Here is a 12,568-nt window from a genome sequence, read left to right on the forward strand (position 1 = left end):
GATTGGCCGCACGGAGGCTCGTGGGATTCATCGCGTCACCTCCTCACGACGATGGGGAAGCGGAACGTGCCGCCTTCGGCGCCGTTGCCCGAGGGCAGCGCGTCAGGCTCGCCATCGAGCGGAGAGCCGGTGTCCCGCGCCATGATCGGCCGGTAGCGCTCGCCGAGGTCGGCCCGCAGCAGGACGACATAGCGGCCGGTGCGAAACACGCCCTGGTGGGTCTCGATCAGGATGGTCTTCTCATCCTCGGGCGTGACCTTGCATGGGACGACCCCGTCGAGGCTGATGCCGTCGCGGGACTTGGCCACGACGATGTTCGACTGCTCGATCTCCTGGTCCTCGAGCGCGACGACGAGGCCCTCGACATCAACCGGCATGTTGAAGCGCACACGCACGCCGCGGGGCTCCCAGAACGGCTGCCAGACCAAACCGTCGGACGGCTTTTCGAGATGCGGCTGCGACGGATCGTCGACACGCAGCGTCTCGACCTCTGTCACCCGCAGGGTCTCGACCGCCTCTGCTTCCAGTGTGACCCAGAACGAGAAGAGGCCGCCGTCGTCGCCGCGTCCGGACGGCAGCTTATCGGGCTCGCCATCGAGCCCGCGGTGCTCGGCGGCATCGACGATCGCCGGGCGTTCGAGAATCGGGTCGGCATCGCCGTAGAGGCGGCCGAGAAAGTTTCCTGGTTGCATCGCGCCACGCTCGAGCTTGAGCGTGACAACGGTGTCGCCATCGGAATGGTCGAGGTAGCCGGAAATGACCTGTTCATAGTCGAAGCCTTCATCGGGGGCCGGATGGAGCTTCACGCGGTCGAACTGGAAACTGTGCCGCTCGCGATCGGACGGATCGTGGTTGAGCGTGATGCTGTGGAGATCGAGCGGCTTGTTGAAGGTGATCTTCAGCCCCACCGGATAGAAGTTCGCCGGTAGCACCATGCCCGTGCGCCCGTTGGCCAGATCGGCATCGGTAAGGCGTTGTGGCGAGAACTGCCCGGCGGGCTGGAACTCGAGCCCCATTACCCGCAGCGTCTCGGTCTGCGGCTCACCCTCGACGGTGAAGAAGAAGTCGAACGAGCCGCCCTCGGTGCCGTCGCCGGAGGGAAAGGCGGCGGACTCGGCATCGAGTTCGAGCGCATGGGTCGCATCGGTGATGGCCGGCCGTTCGTGATCCGGATCCGGGCTGCCGTTGAGCTGGCCGAAATAGAGGCCGGGCTTCAGGGCGCCATGGTCGAACTTCAGCGTGATGTCCTTGTCGCCGTTCTCGAAACCGAGCGAGCCGGTAATGACGTCGGTGATGTCGTAGCCGACGGGATTGAGCTTGATCTTCTCGACGATGAAGCTGGCTTTGACTATGTCCTGCGGGTCCGTCCCCATCGTCACGCTCTCGCGCAGGATGGGCTTGTTGAAGGACACCGTCATGCCGACAGGCTTGAAGTCGGCCGGCAGCACCATGCCGATGAGGTCATTGTGGAGGTCGGCGGTGCTCATCGTCAGCGCCACGCCGCCATTGTTGAAGCTGATGCCGGTGACCTTCAGCATCTCGTCCACGGCCGGCCCCTTGCCGCAGCATTCTTCGACGCGGGCCATCAGGCACAGGATCAGCTCGAGCAGGACCTGGTTGGAATAGACCCGGTTGCGTGCCTCGCAGACCTTGAGGTCGCCGATTTCCGCCTCGCCCGAATAGTTGAAGGTGGCGATGGGCACACAGATCGGGCCATCCACCACGCCGCAGTCATTGCCGAGCAGCGCGCAGAGCGCGGCATGCGGATCGACGGGCGTCTGGCCGCCATTGTCGCCTTCACCGCCCTGGGGCGGCTTCTTGAATATCTCGTGGATCGGGGCGCAGAACGCGTTGTCGAAGGCTGGCCCGGCAACCGCACCCTCGGTGATGCGGAACTTGAAGCTCTCGACGATCGTGCCAGCGTCGCACCGCTGCTGCCCGTGGCAATCGGAGATCGCCGACGGGACTTGGTCAGTCAGGCACTCATTGTAGCAGACCCATAGTGTTGCCGGCCCCTTGGGCAGGGCGGCGGGATCGTGCGCGGGGCCCTTCCAGCCACGCTCGCACGGCGCCTTGGGCGCGAACGGGTCGATGGTGAAGCTGCCGGGCACGATGATCTCGCGGCCAAGCGGGTCGATCGCGACACCCTGGTCGACCCGCAGCTTGCCGTGCTCCAGCGCCACTCCCAGGCCGCACAGCACTCCGGTGCCGAGAGACAGCCGGTTCATCAGCCACTGCTTCTTCTTGCCGTAGTCCTGCTCCAGCCGAAGCTGGGGCACGTCGAGCATCTTGCCGTAGAAATAGTTGTTCCGTCGTGGCTCGGTGAGCGTGCGGAGCAGCATTTCGGGGCTGGTTTGGTAGCTCATGACGAGGCTCCGTGTTTGGTGGCCTTGGAACTGTGAGGGGAAGCGGCTGGGCGGAAGCGGTGCTCGCGCTCGGCCGAACCGCCCAGGATGAAGCCGCTGTCGAGCAGACTGTCGCCGAGGCTGGCCGGCTCCGGCGGTGGCGCGACGATGGTCTCGATGCCGACGCGATGCCCCATACCCACCCGCAGGCCATTGGGGGCCGCGCTCAGCACATATTCGGTGTGCGCCGGCTTCTCGCGATCGAGCTGCGTCATGATCGCCTCGGCGATCTCGGGCTCGCATCTGAGGCTGCCGGGCAAGGTCACGCAGAACAGGTGCGCCGTGTCGTCGAACAGGCCACGGCCCCACATGACGGCAGACTGCGGCACGCTCTCGCCGGGGATGTAGGAGCCGATGGCACGATCCCCCGCTCCCGCTTCGATGGCTTGCGGCGGGTCGGCGACGATGATGCCGTCGGGCTCGACCGGCGGCAGGCCGGTATCGAAGCCCAGTCGCGACCCCTCTTCGGCATCCAGCATCCAGATGCGCCGGTCGCGGAACGCTTCGTGCAGGCTCGGCCGCACGCCGGTATGGAGCTCGATCAGGGATACCAGCGAGGCCGGTGTGCCTCGCCGATCCTGCAGGGCCACGATCTTCGGCAGCAATCGCCTGCGCTCCGCGGCGTTCAGCGATTGCGGCAGCTCGAATGCCATCCACGCGGCCAGCCAGTCGAGCGTTCCGGTCGGAGCGAAATCGGCTGCGAACAGCGAGGCGATGCTGTCGATCTGCGCCTCGAGACCGGCGAGTTGGTCCTGCGTATGCGCGAGTAATCTGGCCAGAAGTCCGCTCGCAGTATCGGACTTTCCATAGGTCATGGGCAGGTAGTCGAGATAGTGCTCGCCGGGGGTTTCGAGCTGCACCTGGTCGAGCGTCGGCCCGTCGGCACCGGCATCGCCGTGCAGCGTCGCCCGCACCTTGATCCAGCGGCGCGAGGTGAGGTTCGGGTCGGCCAGCCCGGCGAGCAACGTGCTGTCGGCCGGGGCCGGTATCCACGCGCCGGTCGCGAGTCCGGCATCGTCGCTCTGCCACACCTCCAGCGTCACCGCGCCATCGGCTGTGTCGGCATCGATGACGGCGCGCCACCACTCCTGCTCCTCACCGGCGTCGATGGGACCGCAGGTGACGGTGCCGACCGGTAGGCGCGCCGCTTGCGGGGTGAGTGTCACGATCGCAGCGTCCGGGCCGGTCTTGACCAGCACACCGGCTTCACCTGCGGCGAGGCCAGAGATCGGCACATGCAGTCCCGGCACGGTGCCGATCAGGGCTCCGGTCCCTGGGTCGAGCATCGTCAGCCGCCCGGTGGCGGTATCAGCGGCGTAGAGCACATCGGCAAGAGCCAGCGCCCCGGCCGGGCCATCCGGCAAGGCGAACGGCTCGAGCCAGCCGCCATCGGCATCGAAGCGCAGGATCTTCCCGCTGGAGCGTTCTGAGACATGGAGGATTCCGTTGGACCCAAGCGCGAGGAAAAGCGGCTCGAACGGGCCCGGTATCCGGCCCGGTGCGGCAGCTTCTGCAAGCACGGCCGTGTCAAAACCTTCGTCGGCGGCGAGCCACGGATCGAAGCTTCGCACGGCCCCGGAGCCGGATTCGATGACATGCAGCCGTCCGCCGGTATCGACGGCAAGGCTGGTCGGCGCCGCGATGTCGTCGATCGTAGCGATCACCTCGCGCGTCGCGATGCTGAAGCAGACCAGCCGGTCATGACCTTTGTCGGCGACCCAAAGCTGGTCGCCGTGAATCGCAAGGCCAGCCGGCGCGGCCAGCTTGGCGAGCCCGCCTGGGCCGCCGCTCCCCAGCACGTATTCCGCCGCGCAGCTGTTATCGAACAGCCGCACGACGTCATGCCCTGTGTCGGCCACCGCGTGGAACTGGCCGGCGACAGCAACGCCCGACGGCGCCACCTGATACGGCCCCGGCAGGTCGACTGCCGCCCCGACAAGACCCGGCACGCGTCGCCGGGACAGCCGGCCGTCGGCATCCACCTCGAGGCCATCGAGCGTGCAGTCCGGCCAGTCGCGCCGGTCGCGCAGCAGGGCATATCGCGTCGGGTAGCGGTTCACCGTCTCACTCGATGTAAAGGTTGTAGCGGATCTGGCCGCCGCCGCTGCCGGGCACGAACTCGAGCGTGTGCGCGCGTGGGCTGAGGTCGAGCCCGAGTTGCATCAGGTCGATCTCGCCGGTGCCGCCGATGACGAGCGGATGGCCCTGCAGACCACTGCCGAACCGGTTCCAGTCTTCCCCGGCCGGCCGTCGGGCCTTGATCTGGGCCAGCACCCTGTCGGTGATGTCCTCGTCGTCGAACCTGATCTTCAGGTCGCTGAAGTAGCGGTATTGCGACCCGCCGGGGCGGGCGGTGGTGCTGCCGCCCTGCCCATGCGCGCCCGTAGTGCCGTTGACGCCATGTGCGTGATTGCCCGCGTCGCCCGCCGGCTCGGTCTGCAGTGGAGGGACGGCCAGCGTGTGGTCATGCCAACCCGAAACCAGCACCTCCATGTTGGCATTGCCGCCCAGCACGCCACCCGGACCGGTGAGCGCGACATTGGTATCGTCGGCGCCCTGCAACTCGAGGGCGCCACCATGGTCCTCGGTATTGGCGCGGATCTCGTGGCGGTGTTCGCCGCCGCCGCTCGTCCGAATCTCCCCGATGTGGATGTCGTGCCGATGGCCGCCAGCGGCGCCGGCATTGCCAGTGATGAGATTTATGCCGTGCGTATGCTCGGCGATCTCGGAGTAGAACAGCGTCGAGAACCGGTCGGCCTGCAGGTACAGCGTCGCGCTTTCCGGATTGCTGCCCGAGATGTGGAAGCTGAACCGCTTGGAGTTCTGCGGATTGATATCCTTCTCGCCCTCCAGACTGAGCGCCCGCACTTTCTGCGGCTTGCTCGAGGTGGCGTAGCGCCGGATGCCGATATGCACGTCGGTGACCGCACAGGCACCGTCGAGTTCGATCTGGGCCAGCGGGATCTTTCCCGATTCCGGCCCCGGCCAGGCATCCTGCATGGTAATCTTGGGTACGGCACGGATACGGGTCGGGGCGGTGACTCCGTCGCTGCACTCTACGGCGCCCGGCGCGCCGCGTTCCTCGGCATACTCGATCACCAGATAGTTGCCGAACACCACGCCCTTGGCCGTCCTGGGCGCGCCCTTGGCGAGCACTTCGGTTGCCGTGGTGAGGATGATCTCGCGGCCCCACTGGTCGAAGGCCAGGCCCGGCATGACGGTGACCATGTGCGGGTTGGCGTGTGGCTTGACCTCCAGCCCCTTGGCGATGCCAGCCGTATAGAGCGAGCGGTTTAGCCAGCGCCGCACGCCGATGTGGTAGGCCTGCTCGACCCGGAGGTCGACCGCCTCGATGCGCTGGCCATTGCGATAGTTGAGTCGCTCGGTGGCGGCGTCTGCGAGTGGGCTAACAGCGGTCATAACGGTCGCTCCTCGTGGCCGCCCGCAGCGCGGGGATGGCGTCGATGGTGATCTGGTGGTTGCCTGAAACCGGCAGGCAGTCGGCGCAAAGCTCGAAGTTGTCGCAGCCGGGCATCTCGTCCCCCTCGCCGCTGAGCCCGAGATCGGTCACCGCCTCGACCATCGGCAGGCTCGCGAGCAGGGCCATGATCTCGCTGCGATAGACCGGCCGGCCGATCGGCCAGCCTTGCCCGTCCGGGCCGCCATGCAGCGGATCGAGGAAGCTCGCGAGTGCTGCCTGGGCACGCGCTTCAGCGAGTGGGGCATCGGCGCGCCGGGAAAGATGCAGTCTCGCCGAGACGGCGACCTCGGTGTAGCAGGGAGCAACGACCCGCACGTCCGCCGTGACCAGCCGGCGCCGGTCGAGCCAGGCTGCGACCGCAGCAAGAAAGCCCGGCTGTGGCGTCGGCCGCCTGCCTTGGCAGCGTGGCACCACGATCACGGTGATGCAGCCGCTGGCTGTCACCGCCGGCAGCAAGGGATGGTGTCGCGACAGGGCGCGGGCACGCGCCACCTCGATACCGGGTACCCGCAACGCCAGTTCCTCGTAGTCGGCCACGGTGACGGCGCGGGCGGTGCGCTGCACGCGGTCGATGGCGCGCGCCTTGGCCTCGGTCAGCGTCTCGGCCTCCCGGCCACCGAACAGCGCGAAGGGTTGCTCGATCGCCAGCCCGTCGACGGACAATGTGGGCGCGAGCAGCGTGTTTCGCTCGGTCGGCGGCATGCTCTGCAACGCGCCGGCCGCCAGGTTGCCCGCGAGGCCACCGCCGACATCATACTCGGCGGTGAGCATCCAGCCCGCGCCCGGTACGCGCCCCTGCCGGCCGTTGCCGAAGGTCAGCGCCTCCCGCTCCAGCACGAAACGCCGATCGTTCGAGCCGACGAGGTCCCAGGTCGGGGCCTCCCGCCAGTCCGTGTGCGCCGTGGCGCCATCGTGCCAGGCGATGCGTGTGCTGCCCGCCACCACCGGCGTTTGCGCCGTGACGAAGCGTTCGCCGGCCCGGCCGTGGCTGCGGCCCATCTGTTCCGGCTGCTGGATGCGCGCCGCGTGGCGCACGGCCACCGCGTTGAGCCGCAGGCCGCGGATGGTTGGCGCGCAGCTATATGTGCCGGACACCAATCGGGCGCGGATCGGGTACAGCCCATCGGCATCGGGGGCGTGATCGGTCGGCACGGCAAAGCGCAGCCAGCCTGAAAGCGAGAAGCCTCGTGTCGTGTCCCTGGCGTTCGGCAGCGGCTGCCAGTCGCCGCCTACATCGAGGTACTCCCAGGCGACTTCGACATCGTCGTGCGCTCGCAGCGGTCGCTCGGCGCAGCCCCGCCGGCCGAGCAGGCGCGCATCTCGCCGTGCACCCTGCCACTCGGCGATCACGGCTGCCCAGGTCGTCGCGTCGGCCTCCGGATCGCGCCGCCAGATGGCGATGGAGATCGGGATATCCGGCTCGCCGAGCGGAGCATCGAAGGCGATGGTCAGCGCGTCGCCGGCCTTCGGCTCGCGGCCGAGCGGGAAGCTGTCGCGATCGGCCGCCTGCAGGGCCGCGGTGAGATCCTCTCCACCCCCGACGATGGACGCGATCGCCGCCGCCGTGATCGCAACTGGCCGCGACGTCTCGACCAGCACTGTCCCGGCGGCGATCTGCAGTCCGCGCGGCAAATGAGGCTGTGGCACCGCCGAGGCCAGTGCCACGATTCCGGTCGCGACGCCCGCCGGCCGCTGTTCGATGCCGACTAGCCGCAGATAGGCGCGCATCTGCCGGTCGGGCACGCGATCGAGGCGGTAGAGATCCTGCTCCACCAGCCCCGCAACCAGCTCGGTCAGCGTAATGCCCGGGTCCGACGCGTTGTGGTCCGTCCATTTCGGTGCGAGGAGCGGAACGGTGCGCCGGCTCTCGGTGACGAGCTGGTCGAAGCTGCGCGTGTCGAGGCTGGGGCGATCAAGCGGCATCGCCGAGCCCTCCCACCTTCAGGCGCAGCTGATGCTCGCCGCTCGAGACCAGCATGTCCCCCGGAATGTGGATCGCGTCGCCGGCCAGCGCTCCGTCGATCTCGAGCCGGATCCAGCCGGCATAGTCGACGCCGAGCGCTGCCTCGATCATCCTTGTCACCGTCGACAGGTAGATGGTCGCGCCATAGTCCCAGCCGAGGCCTTCGGGGCCACCGGTCAGCGGATGCAGCCAGGCGTCGAGCATTTCACGCACGCGCGCCTCCACCGCGGCGGCCCCATCGCGTGCCAGCGGCGTGATCTCGGCCTGGATCGACAGCGACGCGTAACGGCTGCCGACAATGCGCAGGCCGTCCGCGATGCCGGCCGGCAGGCGCTGGTCGAGATGCTGGCGCACCCGCGAGATCAGCTCGGCATCCGGCTGCGGCTGGGCTTCGAGGCTCCAGGGCACGATGACCAGCGTCACCTCGCCGCGCTGGATGCGGCCGCTTTCCCCCGTGGTGGCAAGGCAGCGAGCCCTCGCCACCTCCGGCGTCGCTTCACGTGCCAACCACTCATAATCCTCGGGCGCCATGGCGCGATCGCGATGCCGGAAACGTTGCGGCGCCCGCCGACCGGCGACCTGCAGCAGTTCGACGCTGGTGCCGCCGCGTGCCGCGATCGGGTTGGTCACCGACTGCACGTAGCCCACGCCGGTCCGGAGTTCCGTGATGGTATCAGCCGCAACGTCGCCGGCTACCGATCCGCCCACCGTGTAGGTCGCCCGGATGCGCGCGCCCGCCGGTGGAATCCGGCCGTTGGGTGGACCGCCGAAGCGCACGGTGCCATGCGTGCGTTCGATGAGGTAATGCCGGTCGTCCGGGTGCGAATCCCACAGGTGCGGTCGCTCCTGCCACAATACCCAGACGCCGGTAACCTCGTTGGTGGCGGGGTCGGTGTCGAAGCGCAGCAGGGCCGGGTCGACCCCGTCGAGCGCCTCGGTCCACGCATTGCCGCGCCCTGTCCACTCGCGTATTTCGATCTGCTCGCCCGGCAGCACCGGCACGCGCAGCACGGGCAGCGCGAAGATCTGGTCGGCTTCGCCCGTGCTGATGCCGAGCGTGTCGTTCTGCACGCTCTCGCCCTGGATGCCCCAGAGCGTGTTCGCCCAGAGGCCTGCGACGCTTCGCGCCGGCAACGCCTGCTCCGCCTTGAGCCGGGCGCGCAGCCAGTAGAGCTCACCATGCAGCCCGGCGCGCGGGAGTGCGTCGGCGGGTCCGACGAACTGGATGGTGCCGTTGACCCTGAAGCCATCGGTCTCGTCGACGACGGCCAGCTCGGTCCAGCCATGCTCGCCGAAATATTCCCAGCGGAACGGCGAGGGCTCGGGCGTCTCGCCGCCGAGGTCGGCGCTGGCGAGGAACAGGCTGACCAGCCCGCTCGGCAGCTTGTGGGTGAAGCCGAGGTGTAGCGCCGGCAGCCGGTCATCCACCGGCCGGAACGGCTCGAAGAAATCGTTGGGCCAGCGCGCGTTCTCGCTATGGTCGATGAAGCTGAGATCATTCTCGGCGAGCACGTGGCCCGGCAGCACGGGCTGGGTGAAATAGGTGTAGCTCAGGCGGATGCTCTGAATGGCGGGCGGTGCCAGCGTCGCCTCGACCGCAGTCACCTTGTAGGTGTCGCCGTCGGGCTCCACCGAGAGCTTCATCGGGTGCCCGTAATTGCCCTCGACGATCCGTACGCGCAGCCAGAACTTTTCCTCTCCGTTGACCGTCGCCTTCTTCCAGCCGGCCGGCGGGACGAAGCCCACCACCCCGCTCCTGGTCAGGGCGTCTGTCTCGTCGAAGAACTCGTCGGTGCTCCTGAACGGCAACCAGCGGTCGCCGTCATAATACTCGTAGTCGAGGCCGGGCGGCGGCGAGATCGCCGCGACATTGGGCGGTACGGTGACGTTGAGCTGCACCTTGGCGTTGGCGCGCGAGAACACGTCGTCGCCGGCAATGTACATGGTCGAGAACAGGACCGGCTGCGGGCCGAATGGCTGGAACACGTTCTCGCCATCGAGCGTGCCGATGTCGTTCAGCAACATGTCGGGCTTCAGCCCGGCCTTGGAGAACCCGACCTTCAGCCGGATCTGGTCGAGCTTGGGCAATGCCCCTTCGGCGTCGGTACCTTCGGGGCGCAGTGGCGGCAGGCTGTCCGCCAGCCGCAGCACGTCCTGCGGCGCTCGCCCGCCCAGCGCCGTCATCAGGCCGATGGTGTTGCCGGTGACGACCTCGATGCGTGCGCTCGAAACGCCGTCGATCGTGACATCCTGGCCGGCTGTGAAGCCGGTCGCGTCATCGACGGTCAGCACCCGATCGGCCGCAGCGCCGACGATTCTTGCCTGCGGCCCGCTACCCGAGCCGATCAGCCGCAGCGTATCGGGCGGGGTGAGCCCGCCGAGCGGCGGCGACAGCGTCACGTTTGCGCCGGCCATCGAAGCGATCCGGCTGCGCGAGGAGCCGTCGACGGTAACGACGTCGCCGGTGAGGAAGTCGCGAACATCGGCGAGGGTCACCGCCGTGGCGCTGGCGGCCCCGACAATGGGTGACGTCGGCCGGCGGGTCGAGACCTCGGCGCGGATCCAGTAGCTCTCGCGCCCGCCGATCGTCTCCTCTTGGGCATCGGGCCCGAAATCCTTGATCAGGCGCACGAGGCCGCTCTCGGTGAAGCGGCGGGTCGAGTCGAGCGCGATCTTGAGCGGCAACCAGCCGTTCTGGCTGAGATAGGACCAGTCGAGCAGGATCGGCCGGTAGGCGCTCGAGACGGTACCGCCGAAATCGAATTGCAGCGTGATCTCGGACGGCCCGGCCAGCTTCAGGAAGACGTCGTGGCCGATATAGAGCCGGTGCGGCATCGGGGCGGCAGGTTCGAACAGCCGGAAGCCCGTCGTGGCGCTGTCCGTGTGATCCGCAAAGGCGTCCGATGCCGGATCGACCGTGTAGATGGCGGCGAGCTTGCCGCGCGTCAGGGTGACCGTCGTGTCGGTGAAGAAAACCGGGGCGGGCGGCGCCTCGGCAGCGCTCTTGGTCAGCACCGAGGGGGGAGGCGGTGGCACCTTGGCCGCCACCTGGCTGCGCGCCGGCAGGGTGACATCCTGCTGCGCGGTCTCGAGCAGTGAGAAAGTCAGCGGCGCCCGGGCCGATTGCGAGGGGAGTTGTCCGTTGCCGAACAGCTCGAGGAAGGACAGGCGGTTGCGCTCGGGCAGGCCGTTGACCCCTTGGCGCAGGATGTCGGCCTGGCGCGCCACGATATCGAGCCAGGCATGCGCCGCCCCACCCGGCACCGGCTTCAGCTCCGGCACGTAGCCCGGCAGCCGGCGCCGCATCTCGGCGAGGATCGTCTCGCGATCGCGGCCATCGAGGATAGGCGGCGCCTCGCTCATTCCTGCGCCTCCCGTACGTAGAACGGGTAGACGTAGTTGTAGAACGAGTTGGTCGAGCGCACCCGGTAGCCGATCGCAATATCGAGCCGCCCGGCGGCGTGCGTCGGCACGGTCTCGATGGTGATCGTGTCGATGCGCGGTTCCCACTCGATCAGCGCCTGCTCCACCTGGTGGCGGATCAGCGCCATGGTGGTCGTATTCATCGGCTCGAACACGAAGGCGCCGAGGCCGGCCCCGAAGTCGGGCCGCATCATTCGCTCGCGCTTCTCGGTGCTGAGGATGATGCGGATCGCCTGCTGGATATCCTCCTCGTAGGCGGCCGTGGCGATCTCGCCGCTTGCATCGAGCGCGATCGGAAAGGCCCAGCCGCGTCCGAGAAATGCCTTCGCGTCGACGTCCGGCATGGCGCGCTCCTATCCGATGATCACGGTGGGCAGGCCGGCAAGGATCGGCGCGCCGCAGCCGGTCATGTCGCCTTGCCGGGCCGCGGGCATGCCACCGATCAGCACCGTTGCGCTGCCGGAGACGATTGCGTTCGGCGGGTGCGGCCCGGCGAGCGGCGGCATCAGGCATGTGTGCACGTCGCCAACCCGAGCGGCCGGCATGCCGCCGATGAGGACGTTCGGCGCACCCGAATTGACGATGCCGGGATGGCCGGTTGGGTCGAGCATGCGGGCGGCGAAGGGCATGGCCGGGCTCCCTAGTTGATCATCACGGTGGTGCCCTTGATCGAGCACGTACCGCCGCTGGTCATGGTGGTGGCGCCGGTCGAGTTGATGCTGACCTTGCCGCCGTTGATGTTGATGGTGTTGCTTTGCAGCGTCAGGCTCTTGAGCGCCGTGATGGTCACGTTGCCGAGCGGATCGAGCGTGATCGAGGTGAGGCCGGCGCTGATCGTCGCATTCACCGGGCCGAGCTCCACGCTCATCCTGGTCGTGTTGCTGACGGTGACCGTGCCGAGCTTGTCGTCGAACTCGATCTTCTGCCCGGTCCGCGTCTGGATCGCCGATTTGGTCACCGGATCGGTCGGCAGCACGGCCGGTGGCCGGCCGAGCGTGCTCCACAGGCAACCGAGGATGAACGGCTCGTGGATGTCGCCCTGATTGAAGGCGACCAGCACCTCGTCGCCGATCTGCGGGATGAAGTAAGTGCCGCGCATCATGCCGGCGGCCAGTGTCGAGACGCGCGCCCAGGGCTCGACCCCGGGCAGCCATGGCAGCGCGACCTGAACCCGGCCCTCGCCGAGCAGATCGAGGTTGTTGATCACGGTCGCCAGCGCGACACCCTGGATGCGCTGGTCCGGTGCTTCGCTGGCATCGAGGCCGAAATCGAACAGCACGCTCATGCGTCTACTCC

Annotated in this window: 8 protein-coding genes; all 8 read right to left on the reverse strand. The window is 68.0% G+C overall.

Features of this window, described 5'->3' with window-relative positions; all coding sequences use genetic code 11:
* Window positions 1-35: 35 nt before the first annotated feature.
* The 8 genes from AC3A6I_RS01365 to AC3A6I_RS01400 are packed head-to-tail and all read right to left on the reverse strand — an operon-like array spanning window position 36 to window position 12,557.
* Window positions 36-2,366, reverse strand: a complete 2,331-nt coding sequence (locus tag AC3A6I_RS01365) for a hypothetical protein (RefSeq protein ID WP_487541215.1) — start codon at window positions 2,364-2,366, stop codon at window positions 36-38.
* Window positions 2,363-4,465, reverse strand: coding sequence for a phage tail protein (locus AC3A6I_RS01370; RefSeq protein WP_487541217.1), 2,103 nt, complete (start codon window positions 4,463-4,465; stop codon window positions 2,363-2,365). Before AC3A6I_RS01370 ends, AC3A6I_RS01365 begins: the two co-directional genes overlap by 4 nt.
* A 4-nt stretch (window positions 4,466-4,469) precedes the next feature.
* Window positions 4,470-5,825, reverse strand: a complete 1,356-nt coding sequence (locus AC3A6I_RS01375; RefSeq protein WP_487541219.1) for a hypothetical protein — start codon at window positions 5,823-5,825, stop codon at window positions 4,470-4,472.
* Window positions 5,812-7,809 carry a putative baseplate assembly protein gene (locus AC3A6I_RS01380; RefSeq protein ID WP_487541221.1) on the reverse strand — a complete coding sequence of 666 codons (1,998 nt, stop codon included), beginning with the start codon at window positions 7,807-7,809 and terminating at the stop codon, window positions 5,812-5,814. Before AC3A6I_RS01380 ends, AC3A6I_RS01375 begins: the two co-directional genes overlap by 14 nt.
* Window positions 7,799-11,212, reverse strand: a complete 3,414-nt coding sequence (locus tag AC3A6I_RS01385) for a putative baseplate assembly protein (RefSeq protein ID WP_487541223.1) — start codon at window positions 11,210-11,212, stop codon at window positions 7,799-7,801. The genes AC3A6I_RS01380 and AC3A6I_RS01385 overlap by 11 nt, the downstream gene beginning before the upstream one ends.
* Window positions 11,209-11,616, reverse strand: coding sequence for a GPW/gp25 family protein (locus tag AC3A6I_RS01390; RefSeq protein WP_487541225.1), 408 nt, complete (start codon window positions 11,614-11,616; stop codon window positions 11,209-11,211). The genes AC3A6I_RS01385 and AC3A6I_RS01390 overlap by 4 nt, the downstream gene beginning before the upstream one ends.
* A 9-nt stretch (window positions 11,617-11,625) precedes the next feature.
* Window positions 11,626-11,901 carry a PAAR domain-containing protein gene (locus AC3A6I_RS01395; RefSeq protein ID WP_487541226.1) on the reverse strand — a complete coding sequence of 92 codons (276 nt, stop codon included), beginning with the start codon at window positions 11,899-11,901 and terminating at the stop codon, window positions 11,626-11,628.
* Between the two features lie 11 nt (window positions 11,902-11,912).
* Window positions 11,913-12,557 (reverse strand): phage baseplate assembly protein V, encoded by a 645-nt coding sequence (locus AC3A6I_RS01400; protein WP_487541228.1) that lies wholly within the window; start codon window positions 12,555-12,557, stop codon window positions 11,913-11,915.
* Window positions 12,558-12,568: the final 11 nt, after the last annotated feature.

The organism is Devosia sp. Soil_C_22 (genome assembly GCF_057657195.1).

Excerpts from the sequence above, each read along its gene's own strand:
- AC3A6I_RS01365 (WP_487541215.1), bottom strand. The coding sequence starts at position 2,366 with ATGAGCTACCAAACCAGCCCCGAAATGCTGCTCCGCACGCTCACCGAG.
- AC3A6I_RS01375 (WP_487541219.1), bottom strand. The coding sequence starts at position 5,825 with ATGACCGCTGTTAGCCCACTCGCAGACGCCGCCACCGAGCGACTCAAC.
- AC3A6I_RS01380 (WP_487541221.1), bottom strand. The coding sequence starts at position 7,809 with ATGCCGCTTGATCGCCCCAGCCTCGACACGCGCAGCTTCGACCAGCTC.
- AC3A6I_RS01385 (WP_487541223.1), bottom strand. The coding sequence starts at position 11,212 with ATGAGCGAGGCGCCGCCTATCCTCGATGGCCGCGATCGCGAGACGATC.
- AC3A6I_RS01390 (WP_487541225.1), bottom strand. The coding sequence starts at position 11,616 with ATGCCGGACGTCGACGCGAAGGCATTTCTCGGACGCGGCTGGGCCTTT.
- AC3A6I_RS01395 (WP_487541226.1), bottom strand. The coding sequence starts at position 11,901 with ATGCCCTTCGCCGCCCGCATGCTCGACCCAACCGGCCATCCCGGCATC.
- AC3A6I_RS01400 (WP_487541228.1), bottom strand. The coding sequence starts at position 12,557 with ATGAGCGTGCTGTTCGATTTCGGCCTCGATGCCAGCGAAGCACCGGAC.